Genomic DNA, 22,715 nt, shown 5'->3' with positions numbered 1-22,715 from the left:
TGGCCGACGGAGGTGGGAACCCGGCACGCTGAAACCCTGAGCAGAGATCAAGGCGTTTCCTCCGATGACAATAGATGGACACGAAACCGGGCGCTGTCCGGAGCGAATGGATATGGAAATGAAGACGGCGACAAACAGTGAAGAATGGCCACCTCTGTCTCCCCTACGGACGGGCGTTCGTGGACTCTGCCCTCGTTGTGGAAAGGGGGGCATGTTCCTCGGCTTCCTGAAGTTGCGCCCCCGCTGCGAAGTCTGCGGCCTTGATTATTCCTTCGCGGACCCTGCCGATGGTCCAGCGTTCTTCGTGATGATGTTCTTCTGTGTTCCTGCAGTTGGCTTCGCACTATGGCTAGAGCTAGCCTATGAGCCTCCCGCTTGGGTGCATCTCGTTACAACCCTCCCTTTGATCTTGCTAACGTGTATCCCGCCTCTTCGGCCGCTTAAGGGATGGTTAGTTGCGACTCAGTTTTTTTACAAAGCTGAGGAGGGCCGTTTGGCAAATCCTAAGCAACCAATAGTTTAAAATTTTGCCTTCTTTCCTCTATTGTATTTGTATATCGCCAAATAAATTCTGTAAAATGGCACCAAATTTAACTGTCTAAGCGAAATTAGACTACAAAATATCGAGATAATGCCTAGAGTGATTGAATGATCCAATTAGATCGGAAATCGCTCTAGGCCGAAATGTCGTTGGAGATCTACGGCGCGCCGAGCTTGCAGAAGCCGTTTACTAGCAATCTTACCGATTGCCATGCCCCAAGAGTAAAGGCGCGCGCCAAGGGCAGAGGGCGGTTTTAGACTTAAAAGGTATCAAAGCTGACCGAGACGGTCTTGGACGCTGTGCAGGATATCGTGAAATTGCTCCCTGAGCCGAAAGCGGCCCCAGTGGCCGAAAAAAACGGACCCAAGGGAGAAACATGAAAACTGCAACTCAAAGTCTTCAGAGCCTTCTTGATAACGAACCGATCCGCCGTCGGCAGTGGCTTGTGTTCATGCTCTGCTTTCTGGTCGCGGCGCTCGATGGCTTCGATACCCAATGCATTGCCTATACCGGCCCAGCGATCGCCAAAGCATTCGGTATGGCCCCCGCCGATATGACTTACATATTCATCTCCGGGACGCTCGGCATGGCCATCGGCGCCATGACGCTCGGCTCGATCGGCGATCGCATCGGCCGCCGCGCCGCGATTCTTGGGGCAATCGCCCTGTTTGGCATTTTCTCCCTAGCCATTGCCTTTGCGACGTCCCCGGCGCAAATCGTCGTCCTTCGCTTCCTGACAGGCTTGGGGATGGGCGGCGCGACGCCAGTGCTTTTAGCGCTCTCCGCAGAATACAGCCCTGCGCACACCCGAGGTTCGGTGCTGACCGGCGTACTTCTCGGCCTTCCTCTTGGCGCAGTGCTGGGGGGACTTTTGGCCTCTGCCTGGATGCCGGCGATTGGCTGGCAGGGCATCTACATCGTCGGCGGCGCGCTCCCTCTCGCGATGCTGGTTATCTGCCTCGCTCTTCTGCCGGAATCGCCCCAGTTCCTGGTTGCGCGCGGCAGGTCAGTCGACTTGGCCAAGAGCCGCAGCCTGGCCGAGGGCATTCTTGGCCGCCCAGTGCCGGCCGGCACGCAGTTCGTCGCCGCCGAAAAGGTCCAGAAGGGCTCTGTAGCCGCTCTTTTCGCGCCGGAATATCGCATGAGCACGCTCGCGGTCTGGGCGACCTATCTCTTCAATTGGATCGCCTGGTTCATGCTGCTGCTCTGGTTGCCTACGGTATTGACCGCATCGGGCCTGCCTGCGGCCACTGCCGCCTTCGGGACCGTAACGGTCAACACGGCCTTCATCCTGTTTGCTATCCCGCTCTCCCTCGTCCTGCCGAAGGTCAATGCGCGGCTCATACTGATCATCATGTTCGCGATTGGCATAGCGGTCAGCATTGGCCTCGCATTGAGCGGGACAAACTGGACGGTCGTTTTCATTCTGGTTGCGGCAGCGGGCTTTGGTATCGGGGGCCAACAGATCGCGCTGAACTACCTGATCTCCAGCATTTATCCGACGGAACTTCGTGCCACCGGCACGGGCTGGGCCATCGGCATCGGCCGCACCGGCGCCATCATCGGCTCGGCCTTGGGTGGCTGGTTCCTCCAGGCCGGCGGCGTTCCCGGCTATTATCTGGGGCTGGCCGCGCCACTCGCAATTGCTGCTCTCGCGATGGGGGTGATCCGGACCCGGCAGGCACGGCTGCCCGCTGGATCGCTCTCGACCGCCGTGCACTGATGCTGCGCGGCCGGGCTGTTTCGACTGGTCACCAAGGCGGCCGGGCTGATGCTTTGACGGTAAAGCAGCGAGCCCAGGCAGCGGAACGCCGGCTTATAGGAAGGCCGAGGCGATGTGCGGAGAGTTGCTCAAGGCATGCGCCATGTATTCCAGCGCGCTGCGAATCGTCTCCCTATCCTTGGGGCCGCCAAGACAGACGCGCGCCGCCTCAGGAGGGGCGCCATCGGTGGTGAAGACGTCGCTCGCGACGACGCCGATGCCGGTCGACTGCATGTGGCCGACGAAGGACGAGCGCGTCCACGGCTCCGGCAGCTCGACCCAGAGATTGAAGCTGATCGGGTCGGCGCGGAAGCTGCCGGCTGGCAGGATCTCGGCGGCGAGCAGCTGTCGCGCCGCGGTCTCGGCCCGGATGAAGCGCAGGATCGTGTCGGCGGTGCCGTCCTCGATCCAGCGCGTCGCGATCGCCGCGGTCAGCGGCGAAGCCATGACATTGGAAGCCCGTAGGGCAGCGGCGAACGGCCATCCGGCGCGCGTATCGGGCGCGACGACATAAGCCGTGCGCAGGCCGGCGCCGATGCATTTCGCCAGCCCCGCCACATGCCAGGTCAGGTCCGGCGCAATCGCCGCGAAGGGCGGCAGCCCATGGGCCGGGATGAAGCCATAAGCGTCATCCTCGACGATCGGAACATGGTAGCGCCGCGCAACCGCCACGAGCGCCACGCGTCGGGCTTCGGGAATGGTAAGCGTCGTCGGGTTCTGCAGCGTCGGATTGAGATAGAGCGCCTTCGGCTTCAGCTTGACGCAGGCCTCCGCAAAGGCGTCAGGGTCGACGCCCTCGGCGTCCATCGGCAGGCCGGCAAGTTTCAATCCGAGCTGCGCCGCGATGGCACGCGCACCGGGATAGGTGAGGGCCTCTGCAAGTATCACGTCACCTGGCTTAGCCAATATGCCGAAAATACCGAGCAGCGCAGAGTGGGCGCCCGGTGTGACGAATAGCCGTTCTTGCGAGGGTACCAAAGCGCGGCGGCCGAGCCAGGCGGAAGCCGCGTCTTTGTCGGCTGGGGATCCGCCAAAACCCTGGTAGCGCAGCAGCGACACGAGATCGCGGCTCACCTCGGCCACGCCATCTTGCATTCTCGCGATCAGGTCCGGGTCGTTCGGCTCGGGGGGCAGGTTCATCGATAGGTCGACGGGCTCGATTCTAGGCGGTCGTGTCACGGTCGTCGGACGCGGCGGCGTCCGCACGAACGTACCCTGGCCCACGCGTGATTCGACCAGTCCGCGCTTCTGGGCCTCGACATAGCCGCGCGCTACCGTGGTGAAATCGACGTCGAGGCGGCTGGCGAGCCGGCGCTGCGGCGGCAGGCGGTCGCCGACCGTGAGTCGGCCGCTGCGGATGTCCTCGGCGATGATATCGGCGATGGCGAGATAGCGCGGCTTGTCGCTGCGCGTCAGGTCGGGTGTCCAATTGAGCATGGCTCTGCAACTTCATAAACCGGCGCGATTCGCACGCCTACTCGAATTGACTGTATATTGTTGCATTGCTCGCCTGTCACCCTCAATCCCGCAAGGTTGATAGGCGGAAGGTCTCTCTGTGAGTGGCTGCGCGCCGACAAGGCGCGCAAGATTCAGGCATTTTACTGCGATTCTAATGAGCATCGCTCAAAGGGTGCGCAGCGCAAGTTCTCGCCCTGGTGTGAGATTGAATGTATTATTGAATGCATATTGACGGTTATTGACGATATTTTAATCACCAATCAATTGGCACATTGATTGCAAAACTCCTTCGCGTTCGGCCCGTCATCGGGCGGTCATTTCGGAACCGAGGAGAGCATCATGCCTGCCGTCACCAAGCCCGCCAATCAGAAGGGCGACTTCCTCGTCGACTACGAGGACAAGAAATTCGAGGACGTGAAAGCCCAGCCGGGCGAGAAGGCTCTTGTGACCTTCCATACCGTGGCGTTCGAAGGCTCGATCGGATTCGTCAACCTGCTCCAGGCCACGCGCCTGCAACGCAAGGGCTTTGAGACCGCTGTCCTGCTTTACGGCCCTGGCGTTACGCTCGGCGTGCAGCGCGGCTTCCCTAAGCTCGGCGACGAGGCCTTCCCCGGCCACCAGAACTTCAACAACCAGATCGCCAAGTTCATCGAGGAGGGCGGCAAGGTTTATGCCTGTCGTTTCGCGCTCCAGGCGTTGTACGGGCATGGCGAGGGCTCGCTGATCCCCGGCATCATCCCGATCAGCCCGCTCGACGTGCTCGATCTCATCCTGCTCCACCGTAAGGACAATGCCTTCATCCTCGACACCTGGACGCTCTGAGGCGGGCCTGTCGCAGACAAGGAGGTCGTGATGGTCGAGACAAGGCAGGTTCGAGTCGCCGCGGTGCAGATCGCGCCCGATCTCGACAGCGTCACCGGGACGCTCGATCGCGTTCTGGCCGCAACGGCCGAGGCGGCAGGCAAGGGTGCGGAGCTTGTGGTCTTCCCCGAGACCTTCGTGCCCTGGTATCCCTATTTCTCCTTCGTGCACCCGCCGGTCCTGACCGGCGGGGAGCATCTGCGGCTTTACGAAAATGCCGTGACGGTGCCCGGTCCCGTCACGGAGGCTGTCGCGGCAGCTGCGCGACGGCACCGCATCGTGATTGTGCTTGGGGTCAATGAGCGCGACCACGGTTCGCTCTACAACGCCCAACTCATCTTCGACGCGGATGGCGAGCTCCTGCTAAAGCGGCGCAAGCTGACGCCGACTTTCCACGAACGCATGATTTGGGGGCAGGGCGACGGGGCGGGGCTCAAGGTCGTCGACACTACCGTGGGCCGCATCGGCGCGCTTGCCTGCTGGGAGCACTACAACCCGCTGGCGCGCTACGCTCTGATGGCCCAGCACGAGGAAATCCATATTGCGCAGTTTCCCGGCTCTCTGGTCGGGCCGATCTTCGCTGAGCAGATCGAGGTGACGATTCGCCATCATGCGCTGGAATCCGGTTGCTTCGTGGTCAACTCGACCGGCTGGCTCACGGAAGAGCAGATCGCCCGGATATCGCCCGACGAAAGGCTGCGCAGGGGTCTGCGCGGCGGCTGCATGACGGCGATCATCTCCCCGGAAGGCAGCCATGTCGTGCCGCCTCTGACCGAGGGCGAAGGTGTTCTCATCGCCGATCTCGACATGGGCCTCATCACCAAGCGCAAGCGGATGATGGATTCAGTCGGCCATTACGCCCGTCCCGAATTGCTCAGCCTCAATCTCGACAACCGTCAGGCCGTCCCGATGCGCACGGCCGCCCCCTCCTTTCCCCTTCCGGCGGAGAGCCTTCCCCATGAACCAAACGCTACCGCAAGCCGAACTGAAGCCACTGCCGACGGAGCAGCTGATCAACGAGTTGCAATCCTTCGGGGTGCGGCTGGTTGATCCTCGAATTGGCGCCGACAGCCGCCGAGGCGGCGCCGGGCCGTCGGACCACAAGGCGCTCACCATCGACGGCATGACCGTGATGGTGCCGGTGCACACCGCGCCGGCCTTCGAGAGTCCCTATCTGGTCGAACAGCCAGATGCCTATGGCAGAAGCCGCATCACCCGCGAGGGGTTGGTGCTCGGCGAGGTCTCGTTCCCGGTCCAACCCAAATTCTACGGGCTGACGACGCGGGACGGTATTCCCTATTCCAAGATCGCGGTGCTGCATGGGCGCGACGTGCTGGCGACTACGGTCCTTCAGAGCTGCATCCGCTATCAGAGCCGGACCAAGACCTGCCAGTTCTGCGCCATCGGCCAGTCGCTCGCGGCAGGGCGCACGATTGAGCGCAAGACCCCGGCGCAGCTCGCCGAGGTGGCGAAAGCCGCGGTCGCGCTCGACGGCGTCAAGCACATGGTGATGACGACTGGAACGCCGCCCGGCAAGGACCGCGGCGCGGCGATCCTTGCCGAGAGCGCGGCTGCCGTGAAGGCCGCGGTCAACCTGCCGATCCAGGTGCAATGCGAGCCGCCCGACGACGACGCCTGGTTTGGCCGCATGAGGGAGGCTGGCGCCGATGCGCTAGGCATGCATCTCGAGGCGGTTACCGAGCCGGTGCGCCAACGCATCATGCCGGGCAAGGCGCAGGTTTCGGTGGAGCGATACTTCTCCGCCTTTGAGGCGGCCGTTCCTGTCTTCGGGCGCGGTCAAGTCTCGACATACATCCTCGCGGGGCTTGGCGATACGCGCGACGAGATTCTCGAGATCTGTCGTCGCCTCACCGCCATCGGTGTCTATCCCTTCGTCGTGCCATTCGTGCCGATTTCCGGCACGCCGCTGGAGAGCCAGCCGACGCCGCCGCCAGCCTTCATGAACTCCATCCTGGGCCCGCTGGCGGGCATGTTGCTGGCGAGCGGGCTCAAAGCGATCGACGTCAAGGCGGGTTGCGCCAAATGCGGCGCCTGCTCGGCGCTCTCGACCTATGAGCGTGGTCTGTCGCAACAAAAGGGGTGTGCCTGATGTTCGACCCCTTCAAGGCGTTCGTCGCCAGCGAGTTCCAGGTGAAATACGCGACGGAGGCTTGGGAGCGTGCCGGTGCAGCCGCCCTGCGCCGGGACGTCTTCTGCCGCGAGCAAGGTCTTTTCGGGAGCGACGATCGCGACGACCTCGATGCGGTCGCTACGCCGATCGTGGCGCTGTCCCTCCTGGGGGTCGCCGCGGGCGCCGTCGTTGGGACGGTGCGTATCCATGAGGAGAGCCCGGCTGTGTGGTGGGGTTCGCGTCTGGCTGTTGCCGAAGACTACCGCAAGGTCGGAGCGCTCGGTGCCTCCCTGATCCGTCTCGCCGTCTCCTCGGCGCATGCACGCGGCTGCACATGTTTCTTCGCGCATGTGCAAAGCCAGAATGTGCCGCTGTTCCATCGGCTGCACTGGCGAAGCATTGGCGAGTGCGATCTGCATGGCCGGCCGCATCACCATATGGAGGCGGATCTGGCCTTCTATCCACCCTTTCCCAAGCCCGAAGACGGCTTCCTCACTTTGCGAAGGGCCGCCTGATGAGCGCGTTGCCCGATCTTGCCGTTCTCGCCGCCGCGCTGCGAGCGGGCCGGGGGCTTACCGCCAAAGCCGATATCGGATCGGTGACGGAGCGGCTGGGACTGTCGGGTGCCTCTGCCGTACCGGTCGGTGACGATTGCGCCGCGATCCCCGATGGCGACGGCTGGCTGCTCTTCGCCATCGAAGGCTTCATGAATGAGTTCGTCGCTGGCGATCCCTGGTTCGCCGGCTGGTGCGGGGTGATGGTCAATTTGTCCGATATCGCAGCGATGGGTGGGCGTCCGCTGGCCATCGTCGATGCGATCTGGGCCAATGGCGAGGATAAGGCCAAGCCAGTGCTGCAAGGGCTGGCTGACGCTTCGGCGCGCTTCGGCGTTCCCATCGTCGGCGGCCACAGCAATATCCGCACCGACCGAGGCCAGCTGTCCGTCGCGGTGCTGGGTCGCGCCAAACGCCTTCTCACCAGCTTCGACGCTAAGCCCGGCGACCACCTTGTCGCTGCGATCGATCTGCGCGGGCGATATCGCGAGCCCTTTTCCAACTGGGAGGCTGCGACCGATGCGCCGGCCGATCGGCTGCGCGGCGATCTCGAACTACTGCCGCGCATCGCCGAGGCCGGCTTGTCCCGCGCCGCCAAGGACATCAGCCAGGGCGGTATCGTGGGCACGGCGGCGATGCTTGCCGAATGCTCCGGCGTCGCCATCACCATCGATGTCACAGCGGTGCCGAAACCCGCGGCAGTCCCGCTGGAGCGTTGGCTCACGAGCTTTCCGAGTTTCGGCTATCTGCTCGCTGTCGCTCCTGCCGATATCGAGGCGGTAACGGCGCTCTATGCCGAGCGCGATATCGCGGCAGCGGATATCGGCCTGATCGCGGCCGGCAGCCGGGTCGCGATCACCGATGGGCGCGCAACGGAAGCTATATGGGATCACGCCCACCAGCCGCTACTCGGCTGCGCCGCGCCGAGGGAGGCCGCGGCATGAGGGTCGCGATCCTCGCCCATTCGACCAATCCGCGCGGCGGCGTCGTGCATGCGCTGGCGCTCGGCGAGGCGCTGGTGCGACTGGGGCACGAGGCCGTCGTCCATGCGCCCGATGCCGCCGGCGCAGGCTTCTTCCGGGAGACGCTGTGCGAGACCGTCCGCGTCACGGCGACGCCGGCCAACGGCGGCATGACGGCGATGGTCGAGCAGCGGATCGCCGATTATGTGCGGTATTTCGAGGGGCCGGTCCATCGCCGCTTCGACGTCTTTCATGCCCAGGACGGCATTTCCGGCAATGCGCTGGCGACGCTCAAGGAGCGCGGGTTGATCGGTGATTTCGCCCACACCGTGCACCACATCGACGATTTCGCGGATGAGCGCCTGCGGATGCTTCAGAAGCGGTCGATCGCAGCCGCCGGGCGCCATTTCGCGGTGAGCCGGACATGGTGCGAGAAGTTGCGCAGCGCTTTCGGCTTCGAGGCGACGATCGTCGGCAATGGTGTCGATCGAAGCGTGTTTTCGCCGACCGCTGATGGCGGCGAAGCTGCCTTGCGGGTCCGTCATGACATAGGCGAGGGGCCCGTTTTCCTCGCCATCGGCGGTGTCGAGGCGCGCAAGAACACGGTACGCATCCTGCAGGCCTTCGCTCAGATCCTCGTCCTGCATCCGTCTGCGCAGCTGGTCATCGCCGGCGGCGCCTCGCTGCTCGATCATCGCGGCTATCGGCAGGATTTCACCGAAGCGCTAGCGGAGCTCGCTCTTCCTCCCCGCGCCGTGATCCAGACCGGGCCGGTCTCGCAGGACGACATGCCAAGGCTCTACCGGCTTGCCGACAGCCTCGTCTTTCCTTCGGTGAAGGAAGGCTTCGGTCTTGTCGTGCTGGAAGCCATGGCGAGCGGCGTCCCCGTCGTGACCGCGCGGATCGCACCGTTCACCGAATATCTCGGCGATGACGACGTGGCCTGGTGCGACCCCTTCAATGTCGCTTCGATCGCCAATGCGATGGCTGCGGCACTGAGCCTGCCTCTGCGCGCGGGCTTCATCCGCAACGGCGCTGTTGTCGCTGCCGCCCATGACTGGTCGATCGCGGCCCAAGCCCATCTCGGTGTCTACGAAAGCCTGAAGGAGCTCGTCTATGCCTGAGATGCGCTTCCTTATTCGCTGGCCGGACGGCACGCCCGAGCGCTGCTACTCGCCCTCTCTGGTCATCAAAGACTATTTCGCGCCCGGCTCCAGCTATCCGCTCCAGCAGTTCGTCTCATTGAGCCGGACCGCGCTCACTATTGCTAGCGAGCGCGTCCAGGCCCGCTACGGCCACCCCTGTTCGCAGGCGCTGGCGCAACTCGCCCGGATCGAGGCCACTGCACAGCGTTTTTCCGCCGCTCCTGATGCCAGCGTCGCCGTCGATGCATTCGAAGACTGAACGAGGGACACTGCCCATGACCAACGCGCGATCACATCTCCCCGTCGTCGTCATCGGCGGCGGACAGGCCGGCCTGTCAATCAGCTACGAGCTCAAGACACGCTGCATCGATCACCTCGTCTTCGAGAAACACACAGCAATGCATGTCTGGCGGACGCGGCGTTGGGACAACTTCTGCCTCGTCACGCCCAACTGGCAATGCCAGTTACCCGGCCACCCCTATGCCGGGCCTGATCCAGACGGCTTTATGAAGAAGGGCGAGATCCTCGCCTATCTCGACAGCTTCCGGGCCACGGTGGCTCCGCCGCTGCGAGAGGGGGTCGCCGTGCAGCGCGTCGCCGCAAGGCCTCATGGCGGATTCGACGTCGCGACCTCAGAGGGAACCTATACGGCCGACCAGGTCGTGGTCGCCTCAGGCGGCTATCATCTGCCGATCGTCCCGCGCCTGGCCGAGCGGCTGCCCGGGAGCATCGAGCAGATTCATTCTGAGCAGTATCGCAACCCGCAATCCCTGCCCGAAGGCGCAGTCCTGGTGGTCGGATCGGGTCAATCCGGGGCGCAGATCGCCGAGGATCTGCACTTGGCCGGCCGTAAAGTTCATCTCGCGGTCGGCAACGCGCCGCGCTGTGCGCGCTTCTATCGTGGTCGCGACGTTGTCACCTGGCTTGCCGATATGGGCTATTACGACATGCCGGTCGACAGGCACCCGCTTCGCGAGGGCGTGCGCGACAACACCAACCACTATGTCACCGGCCGCGACGGCGGCCGCGATATCGACCTGCGCAAATTCGCGCTGGAGGGCATGAGGCTTTACGGCCAGCTCAATGCGATGGACGAGGCCGATCGGCTGACTTTCAAGCCGACACTGACATCCGCGCTCGACGAGGCCGACCGGGTCTATAACGGCATCAACGCCTCGATCGACAAATTCATTGCCGAAAACGGCATCGAGGCGCCGCCGCCCTCGGTCTATCGACCGGTCTGGACGCCACAGAAGGACCCGCTCTCGCTCGACCTCGACGAGGCCGGCATCGCGGCGATCATTTGGTGCATCGGCTTCCAGCCGGACTTCCGCTGGCTCGACGTGCCCGTCTTCAACGGTGGCGGCCATCCCGCGCACCAGCGCGGCGTCACCTCCCAGGAGGGCGTCTATTTCCTGGGCCTGCCCTGGCTCCATACCTGGGGCTCTGGACGCTTCTCCAGTGTGGCGCGGGATGCCGCCTTCCTGGCGGAGCGGATCGTGGAGCTGTTCGAGGCTCAGGTGCCGGCCAAGCTCCAGGCCGGAATCTAGGACGCCTCGCCATGAACATCGCCGTCTCGCCGCTGCCTGCGACACAAGAGACTCAGCGGATCTTCGCGTCCAGAGATCATCTTCGCCTCGGCATGCCGCATCTCGCATGCGGTGGCCTGTCGGAGACATGGTTGCTGAAGGAGCTCGGCCACCGGCACTGGACCTTGCTCGCCCGCATGGTGGGACTGGAGGTTCCAGATTTCCGTGACGAGGCCGGCGACCGGGTCTACGCGGCCTTCTGCTCGGTCTCGATCCGGGATGCTGCCTTCACATCCTGCGCCGAGCACGACAATCTCGTTGTTTCCTCCGAGATCGCCCGCATCTCCCGCACACGCTTCGCCAGCATCCACCGGCTGAGCCGGCGCGGGCAGCCCATGGGCTGCGTGTCGCTCTGTTCGGTCTTCGTCAAGCGTCGCCAGGCGGGGCGCAACCGCTCAATCGCGCGCGTCGCTATCGTCGGCTTTCCTGCTGTGGAGGATGCTCGGACGTTTGCGCATGTGGCGGAGATGGCCGCGATGATCCGTGGCGAATGGGTGGAGCATTTCGGGTTGCGCAATGACGCGGCGCGACCGCTCCGCAGCGTTACGGTCCATCCTTGCCCGTCGCAGGATTTTAACGGCGCCGACTTCCTGTATTTCGCCGCTTTCCAGGCTTTTGTCGATCGAGCCGAGTGGGAGATCTTCGGGGCGGCGCGGCCAGCGCTTGCGACGCTGGCCCGGGACATCGTCTATCATGGCAACATAGAGGTTGGAGAGCGCCTGACCCTCGACCTGCGCGATCAGAAGGTGGAGGGCGATATCCTCACGCACTGGTTCCAGATCGTCAGGGGTGTTGACGGTTCCAAGGTTGCCGATGTCTTCACACGCCGTGCTATCGGCATGCCTTCCTGATGGGGCGTGCACCTGACCGACCGCGATAACCGGGCCTTCTGCCTGTAGGCTCTCGAATCTGTCGGAATTCCTTCGAGAGCGTATGGCCGACAAGCGCATAAAATATGCCTTTGCGCGTGAGAGTCGGCAACATAATCACCCAAATATATAAATGGTTTTCTTTTACTTGGGAGGAACAAACGATGATGACTAAGCCTTTGATCATACTGGTGCATGGCTTCTGGGGAGGCGCTGCTCATTGGAACAAAGTGATCCTTGAGCTTTCCAAAAAGGGGTACAGTGCGATCAAGGCGGTTGAGTTGCCGCTGACTTCGCTCAACGACGATGCCGAGCGTACGCGCAAGATGATAGCGCAAGAAAAAGGACCGGTGCTGCTGGTAGGGCACTCCTATGGCGGCGCCGTCATCACGGAAGCGGGCGATCAACCCAACGTGGTTGGGTTGGTGTACATTGCTGCTTTTGCGCCCGAAGCTGGCGAAAGCCCGGGTGGGATCACGCAAGAGCATCCACCTTTGGCCGCGCCCAATCTGGTTCCCGATAGCGATGGTTTTCTGTGGGTGAAACCGGAGAAATTCCATGAGAGCTTCGGTCAAGATCTGACGCCGGAGGAAGCGCTGGTGATGGGAATAGCGCAAAAGGCGCCGCTTGCTACGACGTTCGGAGATAGCATTACGGCTCCGGCTTGGAAGAAGAAACCTTCTTGGTATCAAATCTCCAGTGGCGATCGGATGATTGCGCCTGAGAACCAGGAACGGATGTCAACGCGGATCGGCGCGCGGAAGGTCGTCACGCTGGAAGCAGGGCACGCCTCGCTTGTCTCGAAACCTATTGAGGTTGCGGCGCTGATCGACGAGGCGGCCACAGAAATTTGGAAGGGCTATTAGATTCCTGTTTGAGACTTTCCGGACCCCTCATCCTTCGAGACGCCGCTTCGCGCCTCCCCGGGGTGAGGGCTCAATTTTCAAACGGTCTCAGAGGCCTGATCGCAAGCCCCATCTATTGCCGCCGCTGCTCAAGGGGCCGACTGGCGAACTGCTAAAGCAACGGTCTATCAAGGGAAAACGGTCTCGATCCTGGCGCTGGATCTCTATAACGGTTTGGTCATGCAGCTCGGCCCGAGACTGGGGCACAGCTTTCGCAGCTCGCTATCCCTGGGCCCCCTGTCGGCTTGATCAATAACGGTCGTGTACGACCCCCATGATTTCTCCACTCCTTGACACGCTCACGAGGACATCGTCGCCATCCCGCGATGCCTTGACGAGATATCGCTCTCCGACATCGTTGACGTCGCGAACCCGATAGCCGCGTCTCTCCAAGAGACGAATGACATCACGCGGGCCGAAATTGTTGCGGCGCTCTCCCCACCCATTGGGCGCATTGTGACGGCGATTCCAATCCTGAAGCGCCTGGGCTTCCATGTCAGCTTCACCAGAATCGACTGATTGCGAATGGTTCCGGTCGATGACGACTTGAGCAACCGCAGGTCTGACGAGATCCATCATAATGGCTGCTGTCATGCCTAGTGCGATGACGAAAACCTTCATTGGCATATTCCTTCATTCCGGGGGATGGCGGTGCGACATCCACTGGCCTCGCCGTCCCGGTAATCGGTGCGGGACGGCTGCCAGGAAACAAGCGGGTGGATCAGGGGCGGAACGTGAGGCCCTAGAGCAGTTTCCGATCCAATTGGATCGTTCAACAGCTCTAGCTCTTTGTTTTAACGCGTTTTCTTCACGCGGACCGGTACCCACTTCGCTCGAAAACGCTCTAGAACTTGTAGTTCACGCCCGCCCGGACCAGCGCGATATCGTTGTCGATCTTGGTAGCGCTGCCTGTGTAGACGCGGCCTGAAGCGTCTGTACCAATCGCGCCAGCCGATGCCTTGCCGAGGTTGACGTAAAGGCCCTCGACCCTGACCGTCCAGTTCGGCGTGAAGGCATATTCCACGCCGGCGCCCCCGACATAGCCGATCTTGTTGGTGTCACATTTTCCGGTCGTGCAGTTTTCGCTCTTGAGGCTGCTATAGGTGAGGCCGGCCGTGGCGTAGACGAGGAGATTGTCGAAGGCATAGCCAATTCGGCCACGGCCGGTTGCGAACCAATCCACCGTCTTTTCGGGGCCGTTGTAGTCGAAGCCGGCCGGAACAGAGCCGGAGCCGGCAAAGCTGTAGCCGCTCTTCTTCTTGCCTAGATCCATGTATTGAATGTCGTTTTCGATGCCGAAGACCCAATTGCCCATTTGGTAATTGTAGCCGATTTGCGCTCCGCCGATGATGCCGTCGCCAGTGCGCTCGGACGTGATCGTACCGGATGTCCTTGGCGCCCCTGGGAAGTAGCCGGGCTGCACGGATTGCGCATAATCCTTGCCGACCCTGGCCCCGTAGCCGGCATTGGCGCCGACATAGAAGCCCGTCCAGGTGAAAGCCGGAGCTCGGGCAGTATAGACCGGCACCTGGTTGTTGCTCGGAAGGTCTGCTGCAATGGCGGCACTGGCAGCGAGGCCATTGAGCGCGACGAAAGCGAGACAAGCGCGCGGGAAGAATGACATCTTGTTGGTCTCCGGGGTTGGTCCGCGATCGCGGATGAGTGAGCGGTCCGATGGCAGGCGGTCCTGCTGTTCATCGGGCGCTGCAATTTGTTTTCGATGGGGAAAGAGAGCGGGACCTTCTGGTCCAAGGCATCGGGGCGTCGTGAGCCTCTATTGCAATGCCAAATCCATCCTGCTCGGGTCGGCCCTGGCGGCGAAATTTGGCAAGTAGCGGCGCTGGTATCGGCTCAGAAGCGCTGCGAGAGCCAAACTGCCAAGCCGTATCCGACAACCCCGAACGCGGCGAGAAAGGTCAGCAGGAGCGAGGTCGATATCGTCCTTCTCAGTGCAGAGCGGGAGAAATCAGCCGCGACTATTAGCTTCAAAAGGAGACGTGCCGTCCGACCGGAAATGGTCGCGGCTCGGCGCTCCCTTACAGATGTTGCAGGAGCGGAACGAACCGGGCAGGCGGCCGATATCATGTCAAATTTAGCCTGATTCCACGTCGGTTGGGCGGTTCGAAATCTGCGCGACGAAAGCCGCCATGCCACAATCCGGACGGAGCGCTTGTTGTCTTTCGAACGCGAGCACCTGTGGATGGTCGTGGGGCTCAAGCCGTCTTTGGCCAAACCTGTTTGCATTCCGCCCTCCGCGCTGACTCGGCTTAGAAAATTGCCGCCCATCAAAATAAAACCCGTCTGGATGGTTTTTATTTGACCTGCAGGTTTCACTAAGTTTCCAGGCCTTCTTGCCGCCTTCGAACGCGCGCTTTTTGGGTGGAGGTGAGCTGGCTGCGATTATCCTGTTTGGGAACAGGCCAAGGTCGATCGCCGTCGGACATGGTGGACGATGCCTGACAGTGAAGGCGAGACGGAGCGGTGGGCAAGTGTCTCTGGTCGCGTCCACGCAACTGTCATTCGAGGGCGGTGAGTTCGATGATGTAGGCCCATGCCCATGCCTTGGATCATTGTAGCGTACTGGGCGAATGTGCAGGTGGTTGGCGTCGCGGTTGTCCGCGACCAGGAAAAATCAACGCAAACCGGCTAATCGGATTGTTTGATCGCTGTGACTGATTGGTGCAATACGCATCCGTCCCATATTCTTGCTGGCAACCTCTGACTCTCGAGAAAATCATGGATAATGCCTCTCGTTCCGAGCGCACACGCAACGCCGTCATCCAGGCGGCGCTGACGATCATCGCCCGTGATGGCGCCGGCAAGCTGACAATGGACGCGATTGCGCGTGAGAGCGGCATCAGCAAGGGCGGGGTGATGCATCAGTTCCGCACCAAACAAGCGGTTGTGAAGGCTTTGCTCGAGCGGCAGGTAGAAAGTCTCGACGCGTTTTCTCGAAACTACCTGGCCAGCTACGATCCATCAAAAACACAAGCCACCCTGTCGTCCGAGATCGCCATTCAGCGCGAGGTGCTTGCGAAGCCGACTTCCGCCGTCTTTGCCATCCTGGGCGCTATCGCGGAAGAGCCGGGTTTCCTGGCGATGTTTCGCGAATTGGATGCCAAGAGACTGGAAATCATCAAGGCCGACGCTCCCGATCCTGATCTGGCGACGTTGCGCTGGCTGGCCGCCAGGGGAATGGTGTTTACGGCGATTCTGGGCCTCTGCCCGCTCTCGGACGAAGAACGCCAACGACTCTTCGAGCGGCTGCTCGATCACTCGCGTTGGCCGTCTGGCAACTGAACGTTTCACTCTAACGCAGAACCACGCTCATCTGGCTGGATCGCGATCCAGGCCGTCTCACCGTCCATGGCAGTTCATCCGGCACATTGAGCCCGCGCCCGGCTGTGTGAGAACGCGAATCATAATAAAACCGTACAGACGGTTTGCGTCTTGAATCCTTTGATGGTAGTGAGATTTGAGAATGCGGAGGGGCAGATGTGTGTGAACTGTAGAGCGAGCTGCGACCAACCCCGTGGAGTGGGTGCTGAGCGCTGTCGGCATGCGTCGTGGCCCCTCTTGGCGCGCGAGCATGTCGGTTCCGGCGGCCAATCCAAGAGATAGCGCCTCCGAACCAATCGAGAAGGTCGATCGCGAGTGGCTCCCGTTTTGAGCTGGCTGCTCATGGCGAAGCGCCGGATGCTGATCGTGTCTAGGTATTCCTGAATCAGACATCTAACGACGCTGCTGCGCAATTCTTTTGCGAAGCGACGGCCGAATTGCCATGTATTAAAGACACTCATAGTATAATTACAGAAGGATGGATGATATGCGTATTTATGTTGTGGCTGGCCGGGCCATGAGCCTTGGTATCTTCGCTGCACTTGCAGGCTGCGTCAGCAGCGCGGATCCTGTTGCTTATTCGGGGCTGACGTCTTCGTCCTATCTTCGTCCCAACAGCAGGGACAACGCCTTGAATTATCCGTATCTCTACACGACGCAGATTGATTGGCGGAAGTACAGGCGTGTCATCGTCGAGCCCGTTACAATCTATCGTGGTCCCGATAATCAATTCGGCGACATGGCCGAAAATGATCGCGCTGCGCTGGCGAGCTATATGCAGACCCAGTTCGAGCAGAGGTTGCGAACACGATACGAGCTCGCACAAGCTCCCGATCCGACGGCCTTCAGGGTCAAGCTGACGATCACGGGCGCTGCGACCAACAAGCCTGTCATCGGTACTCTGTCCCGTTTCGATATCGCTGGCGGCGCCTATAACGGCATCCAGGCCGTCCGAGGCGGAGAGGGCTCACTGACGGGGTCGATCCTCTATGCCGTTGATATCTATGACGCGCAGACCAATCGACTGATCTACGCCTCGATCTCCAAGCAATACCCCAATCCCTACGATATCGCGGCCAGCATCGGCCCGCTCGATGCGGCGATGGCCGGTGTCCGGAATGGTGCGGAAAGCCTGATCGGTCAGCTCAAATAGCATGGGCGGGCGGGAGGATCATGCCATTGGCATGGTCCTGCGTATCGCCAATTCCACGAACCGGCTCAAGAGAGCAAGAGCGCCAAGCAATGGTTTCCCATCTCTACAACGCATTTCTAGGCGCGATTTATACTCGGCTATCCATAAGCTTGATCGAAATAGCGTTCCAGCCGAACCCCGATTAGGTTCTGCCTTCATTGAATACTCTGAGATTTGCCAATCACTGTCGAGCAATCGGCGGGGTGCGTTGGCCGGCCTGTGTCTCGCCCCCGATGCCTCAGGCCGGCCAATCGCTTTTCGACTTGCCCTCATACCACGGAGGCTCTGCCCATGTATGATCAGCCTTCCATCCTCATCGTGGATGACGACAAGGAAATTCGCGACCTCCTGGCCCGCTACCTTGAGGGCGAGAATTTCCGGGTTCATCTCGCGAAAGATCACGGTGGTCTGATCTGGGCCCTCGAGAACAAGCTGCCCGATCTCATCGTTCTGGACGTGATGTTGCCGGACGGCTCGGGGCTGGATATCTGCCGTGAGCTCAGAACGCGTGGATCCCAAATCCCTGTGATCTTGCTGACGGCGTTGAAGGAAGATGTCGACCGGATCATCGGACTGGAGATCGGCGCGGATGACTACATGTCAAAGCCGTTTAATCCGCGCGAATTGGTCGCTCGCATTCGCTCGCTGTTTCGCCGTCGTTCGATGCCTGCCGACCCGACGAGGCGCGTTGCCGCCTATCAATTTCTAGGGTTGACGCTTGAACCGGCATTGCGCCGTGTCACCATGAGCAAAGGCGCTGAACTGGAGCTGTCTGGCGCCGAGTTCAATCTCCTCCTCGCGTTCCTTAGACATGCCGGGCGGCTCCTGACCAGGGATCAATTGCTGGAGCTGACGCAGGGGCGTGAGGCGGCTCCCTTCGAGCGCTCGATCGACATTCTGATCAGCCGCCTGCGACAGAAGCTCAGTCCTCATTCCGGCTCTGAGATGATCAAGACGATTCGAAACCGTGGCTATTTTTTCGCCGCGGCAGTCGAAGCCGTAGAGGGCTGATCATGATGTCGTTGCGGGCGCAGATCGCGGCGCTTCTCGTCGGCTCGATAACGCTCGTTGTTGTCGTATCGTCATGTGTCGTCCTGTTCACGACACAGAACAACGCCGATGACGACTATCTCGCCGACCTGGCACGCCAGCTCGATATCGTCAGCCATCTCGCCCAGGTCAACGCCAGTCCCGACCGGATAGCGTCGATCGTCCAATCCGCCCCACCGGGTGGTACGCTGCTTGCCGGACCGACGGGGCGCCTGCGCAACTACCTCAGGAAAATCGGCAATCCAGGCGAGGTCGCCATAAAGGCGGCAACGGCACAGAACCTACGCATTGCCTCACTGGAAATCGGCACAAACCAGTGGCTGGTGATGCCGATCCGGGGAGAAGTGCCGCCGCATGATCTTCGCCTCATCGCAGGCGGCTGGCTTCTGATCCTGATCGGGACCACAGCTATCGCGCTGTTCGTCTCGCGCCGGATCACGCGTCCTCTGGCGCTGCTGGAGGCATTTGCCTCGGCGGTGAAGCCAAACGGCGAGATTGGCCTCATTCCCGAAACCGGCCCTGCCGAGGTTCGAGCCACTGCGCGGACCCTCAATCGCCTGAACAGCAATCTCCAGGACACGATCGCAAGCCGGATGCGGCTCGTGGCTGCGGCCGGACATGACATGCGTACCCCGTTGACGAGAATGCGTCTGCGCGCAGAGTTTCTCGACGAAGCCGAGCGAGCGAGTTGGCTCGCCAATATCAACGAACTCGAGCACATCGCCGACAGCGCGATCATGCTCGTTCGAGAGCAATCTGGTGCGTTGCAGTTTGAAGCGATACGGCTCGACCTGATGATCGATCAGATCGTGCGCGAACTCGGTTCGACGGGGCTAGCCGTTACGATTGTTTCCTTGGAGCCCGCCACGGTCTGTGGGTCGCCGCTTGCTCTCACCCGCGCTTTTCGCAATCTCATTATCAACGCGGCTACCCATGGTTGGGCCGCCAGAGTTGCCGTAGTGAACCGAGACGAGAGCGCTACGGTCATCATCGATGACTCTGGCCCGGGTATCCCGTCACACTTGATCGAACGCGCGTTCGAGCCCTTCTTCCGTATCGAGGAATCTCGCAAACGTGACCTGCCAGGAGCAGGGCTCGGCCTGGCGATCGCGAAAGAGGTCATCGCCCGCGTCGATGGCAGCCTCTCCCTGAGAAACCTAGAGGGCGGCGGGTTGCGGCAGGAGGTCATTCTTAACGCGTGCAGGCCAGGCCAGCATCGAGCATTGAGCGAGACTTGCGCAGAGCAGTGCCGGCTCGCATCGGCCAGCGCATTTTGAGCGCCAACGGCCAGTTGGGCATGAGCTCATCCACGATCCAAGAGCCGGATGGCTTCAGATGGGCTCAAGAAGTGATCCCATCTGAAGCCTGAATCCGTCTCTCATCTAAAAGCTCGTCCCGGAACGCCGGGGCGTACAGGCAGCGGCGATTAGGTACGCTTGTACGCGTCGGGTTTGAGGATTTCCATGAAGCGCCAGGCGTTGTCGATTTCGCTGAAGCCGAACTGTTTATAGAGCGAATGCGCGTCTGACGTGAGCAGCAACAGCCGGCGAAGGCCTTGAAGGTCCGGATGTTGCATTACTTCGTGCATGAGCCACTTCGACAGCCCCTTGCCACGATGAAGCTCCAGCACGAATACATCTGCGACCAGGGCGAACGTCGCTCGGTCCGTGATGACGCGCGCAAAGCCAACCTGCCTCTCGCTTTCGTAGGCGCCAAAGCAGAGCGAATGCTCAATTGACGTCTCCACCACCGAGCGGGGAATGCCGGGGCACCAGTATGAGTCCTCGGACAGGAACCGATATATTACCTCGTGATCGAGCCGGCTCGGATCAGTCGATATTTCGTATCCAGGAACAAGTATCATCAGTCGGGCCAGTCATCGCTTTCGGGTGAGAATGCCGACAAGTGGGATTGAGTGGCTGGGGCGCTCGTGATTCCAAGGGGTTGTTCAGGCCCTCTTGGAGCGAGCGATGTGGACCCCAGTCACTCGCCGGCAGCATATTCAATGCGAAAAACCGGTGTCCACTTTTTCGCATCCTGCTCTAGCCTATCAGGCCGCTGCGGATGAGCTTCTCATAGGCGGTAACAACATGTTGAGGGATCGCTGTTGCGCCGCCTTCGGCATAGGCATAGCGGCGGCTGAGATAGCCGCGCGCACCCATCAGGATGTGGACGATGACTTCCAGCTCCTCGTCACTGTAGTCGCCGACCTTTCCCGGCCCGCGCGCCCGCTTGAGCAGGCGCACATAAGCCGTCGAAATATTGTCGAGATGGTGCTGGTAGCCCGATGGCGCGAAAACCTCGGCTTCGTTGAGGATGCGCAGGAACTCCGGCGTTTCCTGCAGGAAATCGAAGAAAGCGCGGAAGCGCGCGACCTCCTTCTCGATTTCGGACGCCGCTTCGTCGATCTTGCCGCGGATGAAGTGGACCATCTCCTGGCCGATGATCGGGAGCAGCTGGTCGAGCAGCTCCTGCCGGTTCTCGAAATGGTTGTAGAAGGTGCCCTGCGCGACGCCCGCTATCTCCGTGATGCGCGCGACGGAGGCATCGGCATAGCCGTAGCGGCCGACGACCTTGGCGGCGGCGCTGAACAACCGCCGCTTCACATCGTCGTTCTTTTCGCTGCGGCTCAGCTTGGGGAGACGTTTGGCCACCGTTGCTGGAAGGGATCGTGCCATTGCGTGTCAGGGGCCTCGAAAATGGAAAGCGATGGGCGCAGGATTGATTCTCGAAGTTTAGAGCATGGTTTCTGCGAAGAAACCGTGATCCACATTCTCCCGCGATGCCTAAGACCGCAACTCGTCGCGCAAGAGGCGTTTCAGGATCTTTCCTGAGGGATTTCGCGGCAAGCTTTCGCGCAGGACGAGATCGCGGGGAGCCTTGAAGGCAGCGAGCTTCGCGCGGCAATGGGCGGCAAGCGCGTCCAGTGAAAGCACGGTGCCGGGCTCCAGCACGACGAAGGCGACCGGTCTCTCGCCCCAGCGCTCATCGGGGGCGCCAATCACTGCGACCTCCCGGACCTGCGGCAACTCGAAAATGACGCGTTCGACTTCGGAGGAGGCGATGTTCTCGCCGCCGGAGATGATCATGTCCTTCATTCGATCGGTTAGGAACAGGAAGCCTTCGCTGTCGAGATAGCCCATATCGCCGCTGCGGAACCAGTCATCATAGAAAGCCGCTTCGGTCTTGGCCGGATCGTTCCAGTAGCCCTTGGTGATCTTGGGGCCGCGCAGGCAGATCTCGCCGATCTGCCCTGCTGGCAGCGGCTCGCCATGCTCGTCGCGGATCGCGATCTCGACATGAGCAAGCGCGCGGCCGACGGAGCCGATCTTCTCGATCTCGCGTCCTGCTTCCATCAGCGTATCGCCGCTGCAGGTTTCGGTCAGGCCATAGGCGTCGATGTAGCGGGCGTTCGGGAAGCTTTCCGTGAAGCTGCGGATGCGCGCCTCGGGGGTGCGCTCGCCACCTCCGATGACCCAGCGCAGGCTGGTCAGGTCGAGGCTGCTGGCAGGTGCTGCCGCCAGCATGGCGCTCGTCATCACGGGGGCAAGCCAGGCGCTGTCCAGCTGCTCGCGGGCAATCGCGGAGAGCGCGGCGTCAGCCGAGAAGTCGCGCAGGATGCACAGCATGCCGCCGACCCAGAGCACGGCCATGCCCGGCAGGTCAAAGGCACCGACATGATAGAGCGGCCCGGTGACCAGCAGGCGGTTCTCGGCGGTGAGGCCGAGCGCCAGAACATGATCGCTACACTTCCAGTAAAAGTTCTCGTAGCTGTGCATCACGCCCTTAGGGCGATCGGTCGTGCCCGAGGTGTACATCAGTCGGAAAAGATCACTGGGTAGGCGCGCGACCCGTGCGGCCGGCGTCACGTCAGGTCCAAGGCGGGTGCTGTCGGATTGTGCGGCAGCGTCGATCAGTACGAGGTTGGGCGCGAGCGTCGCTGCGGTCGCCAGCTCCTCATCCGCGATCAGGAGCTTGGCCCCGGCATCACCCACGATGTAACCGACTTCGTCGGCCGAGAGCCGGAAATTGATCGGCAGGAAGACGGCGCCGACATGTCCCACAGCGATGGCGATCTCGATGAAGGCGGCGCTGTTCTTCATCAACACGGCGACGACGTCGCCCGGCCCGATGCCCCGTGACGCGAGCCAGCCCGCAGTGTGCACTACGCGCTGAAAAAGCACGGCATAGCTGATGCGTTCACCGCCGAAAACGATCGCTATGCGCTGTGGCGTATGGCTGGCGTGAAAGCCGATGAAGCTCGAGAGATTGATCATTCCCACCCTGCCGCCGGGCTCGGCGAGGAGCCCGTTCTCGTCTTTTTCTGATTTATGACTCGTAATTCATTTTTTGCTTG

At 61.5% G+C, this 22,715-nt stretch carries 22 protein-coding genes; 16 read left to right on the top strand and 6 right to left on the bottom strand.

Features of this window, described 5'->3' with window-relative positions; translation table 11 throughout:
* Positions 1–118: 118 nt before the first annotated feature.
* On the top strand, positions 119–523 hold the full coding sequence (locus ACSQ3P_RS09645; protein WP_436165375.1) for a DUF983 domain-containing protein: 405 nt from the start codon (positions 119–121) through the stop codon (positions 521–523).
* Positions 524–917: 394 nt separating this feature from the next.
* Positions 918–2,264, top strand: coding sequence for an MFS transporter (locus ACSQ3P_RS09640; protein ID WP_436165374.1), 1,347 nt, complete (start codon positions 918–920; stop codon positions 2,262–2,264).
* 93 nt (positions 2,265–2,357) lie between these two features.
* Here ACSQ3P_RS09640 and ACSQ3P_RS09635 read toward each other — a convergent pair whose 3' ends face one another.
* Positions 2,358–3,740 (bottom strand): PLP-dependent aminotransferase family protein, encoded by a 1,383-nt coding sequence (locus ACSQ3P_RS09635; RefSeq protein WP_436165373.1) that lies wholly within the window; start codon positions 3,738–3,740, stop codon positions 2,358–2,360.
* Positions 3,741–4,100: 360 nt separating this feature from the next.
* On the opposite strand from ACSQ3P_RS09635, the gene ACSQ3P_RS09630 reads away from it, so the two are divergent.
* From ACSQ3P_RS09630 to ACSQ3P_RS09585, 10 genes are all read left to right on the top strand, one after another.
* Entirely contained in the window at positions 4,101–4,583 is a 483-nt protein-coding gene (locus tag ACSQ3P_RS09630) for an MSMEG_0572/Sll0783 family nitrogen starvation response protein (protein WP_436165372.1), read from the top strand.
* A 30-nt stretch (positions 4,584–4,613) separates the two neighbouring features.
* Positions 4,614–5,672 carry a Nit6803 family nitrilase gene (locus tag ACSQ3P_RS09625; protein ID WP_436165371.1) on the top strand — a complete coding sequence of 353 codons (1,059 nt, stop codon included), beginning with the start codon at positions 4,614–4,616 and terminating at the stop codon, positions 5,670–5,672.
* A complete protein-coding gene (locus tag ACSQ3P_RS09620) occupies positions 5,581–6,732 on the top strand; it encodes an MSMEG_0568 family radical SAM protein (protein ID WP_436165370.1) in 1,152 nt (383 codons plus the stop codon). The genes ACSQ3P_RS09625 and ACSQ3P_RS09620 overlap by 92 nt, the downstream gene beginning before the upstream one ends.
* The gene (locus ACSQ3P_RS09615; RefSeq protein ID WP_436165369.1) at positions 6,732–7,268 is read left to right on the top strand and encodes an MSMEG_0567/Sll0786 family nitrogen starvation N-acetyltransferase; all 537 of its coding nucleotides are present in this window, start codon (positions 6,732–6,734) and stop codon (positions 7,266–7,268) included. Before ACSQ3P_RS09620 ends, ACSQ3P_RS09615 begins: the two co-directional genes overlap by 1 nt.
* Entirely contained in the window at positions 7,268–8,251 is a 984-nt protein-coding gene (locus tag ACSQ3P_RS09610; protein WP_436165368.1) for a sll0787 family AIR synthase-like protein, read from the top strand. The genes ACSQ3P_RS09615 and ACSQ3P_RS09610 overlap by 1 nt, the downstream gene beginning before the upstream one ends.
* Positions 8,248–9,393 (top strand): MSMEG_0565 family glycosyltransferase, encoded by a 1,146-nt coding sequence (locus ACSQ3P_RS09605; protein WP_436165367.1) that lies wholly within the window; start codon positions 8,248–8,250, stop codon positions 9,391–9,393. The genes ACSQ3P_RS09610 and ACSQ3P_RS09605 overlap by 4 nt, the downstream gene beginning before the upstream one ends.
* Positions 9,386–9,673, top strand: coding sequence for an MSMEG_0570 family nitrogen starvation response protein (locus ACSQ3P_RS09600; protein WP_436165366.1), 288 nt, complete (start codon positions 9,386–9,388; stop codon positions 9,671–9,673). Before ACSQ3P_RS09605 ends, ACSQ3P_RS09600 begins: the two co-directional genes overlap by 8 nt.
* A gap of 16 nt (positions 9,674–9,689) precedes the next feature.
* A complete protein-coding gene (locus tag ACSQ3P_RS09595; protein ID WP_436165365.1) occupies positions 9,690–10,964 on the top strand; it encodes an MSMEG_0569 family flavin-dependent oxidoreductase in 1,275 nt (424 codons plus the stop codon).
* 11 nt (positions 10,965–10,975) lie between these two features.
* Positions 10,976–11,854 carry a Pnap_2097 family protein gene (locus tag ACSQ3P_RS09590; protein ID WP_436165364.1) on the top strand — a complete coding sequence of 293 codons (879 nt, stop codon included), beginning with the start codon at positions 10,976–10,978 and terminating at the stop codon, positions 11,852–11,854.
* A 182-nt stretch (positions 11,855–12,036) separates the two neighbouring features.
* Entirely contained in the window at positions 12,037–12,738 is a 702-nt protein-coding gene (locus ACSQ3P_RS09585) for an alpha/beta hydrolase (protein WP_436165363.1), read from the top strand.
* 288 nt (positions 12,739–13,026) lie between these two features.
* On the opposite strand, the gene ACSQ3P_RS09580 is transcribed toward ACSQ3P_RS09585, so the two are convergent.
* Both ACSQ3P_RS09580 and ACSQ3P_RS09575 read right to left on the bottom strand, forming a co-directional pair.
* A complete protein-coding gene (locus tag ACSQ3P_RS09580; protein WP_436165362.1) occupies positions 13,027–13,398 on the bottom strand; it encodes a hypothetical protein in 372 nt (123 codons plus the stop codon).
* A 223-nt stretch (positions 13,399–13,621) separates the two neighbouring features.
* The gene (locus tag ACSQ3P_RS09575; RefSeq protein WP_436165361.1) at positions 13,622–14,401 is read right to left on the bottom strand and encodes an outer membrane protein; all 780 of its coding nucleotides are present in this window, start codon (positions 14,399–14,401) and stop codon (positions 13,622–13,624) included.
* 1,112 nt (positions 14,402–15,513) lie between these two features.
* On the opposite strand from ACSQ3P_RS09575, the gene ACSQ3P_RS09570 reads away from it, so the two are divergent.
* The 4 genes from ACSQ3P_RS09570 (at position 15,514) to ACSQ3P_RS09555 (ending at position 19,635) form a co-directional block, all read left to right on the top strand.
* Positions 15,514–16,077 carry a TetR family transcriptional regulator gene (locus ACSQ3P_RS09570; protein WP_436165360.1) on the top strand — a complete coding sequence of 188 codons (564 nt, stop codon included), beginning with the start codon at positions 15,514–15,516 and terminating at the stop codon, positions 16,075–16,077.
* Between the two features lie 517 nt (positions 16,078–16,594).
* Complete coding sequence (locus ACSQ3P_RS09565) at positions 16,595–17,269, top strand: DUF3313 domain-containing protein (RefSeq protein WP_436165359.1); 675 nt, start codon at positions 16,595–16,597, stop codon at positions 17,267–17,269.
* 330 nt (positions 17,270–17,599) lie between these two features.
* Positions 17,600–18,319, top strand: a complete 720-nt coding sequence (locus ACSQ3P_RS09560) for a response regulator (protein WP_436165358.1) — start codon at positions 17,600–17,602, stop codon at positions 18,317–18,319.
* 2 nt (positions 18,320–18,321) lie between these two features.
* Entirely contained in the window at positions 18,322–19,635 is a 1,314-nt protein-coding gene (locus tag ACSQ3P_RS09555; protein ID WP_436165357.1) for an ATP-binding protein, read from the top strand.
* A gap of 149 nt (positions 19,636–19,784) precedes the next feature.
* Here the strand turns inward: ACSQ3P_RS09555 and ACSQ3P_RS09550 are convergent, their stop codons facing one another.
* The 3 genes from ACSQ3P_RS09550 to ACSQ3P_RS09540 all read right to left on the bottom strand — a co-directional run bounded on the left by ACSQ3P_RS09550 (position 19,785) and on the right by ACSQ3P_RS09540 (position 22,635).
* Positions 19,785–20,222 (bottom strand): GNAT family N-acetyltransferase, encoded by a 438-nt coding sequence (locus ACSQ3P_RS09550; RefSeq protein ID WP_436165356.1) that lies wholly within the window; start codon positions 20,220–20,222, stop codon positions 19,785–19,787.
* 178 nt (positions 20,223–20,400) lie between these two features.
* Positions 20,401–21,012 carry a TetR/AcrR family transcriptional regulator gene (locus ACSQ3P_RS09545; protein ID WP_436165355.1) on the bottom strand — a complete coding sequence of 204 codons (612 nt, stop codon included), beginning with the start codon at positions 21,010–21,012 and terminating at the stop codon, positions 20,401–20,403.
* Between the two features lie 132 nt (positions 21,013–21,144).
* Positions 21,145–22,635, bottom strand: coding sequence for an AMP-binding protein (locus ACSQ3P_RS09540; RefSeq protein ID WP_436165354.1), 1,491 nt, complete (start codon positions 22,633–22,635; stop codon positions 21,145–21,147).
* Between the last annotated feature and the right edge of the window lie 80 nt (positions 22,636–22,715).

It is taken from the genome of Allobosea sp. LjRoot9 (assembly GCF_964252745.1).
In the GTDB taxonomy this organism is placed as follows: Bacteria; Pseudomonadota; Alphaproteobacteria; order Rhizobiales; family Beijerinckiaceae; genus Allobosea.
This window is presented reverse-complemented; position numbering and strand designations above follow the sequence as displayed.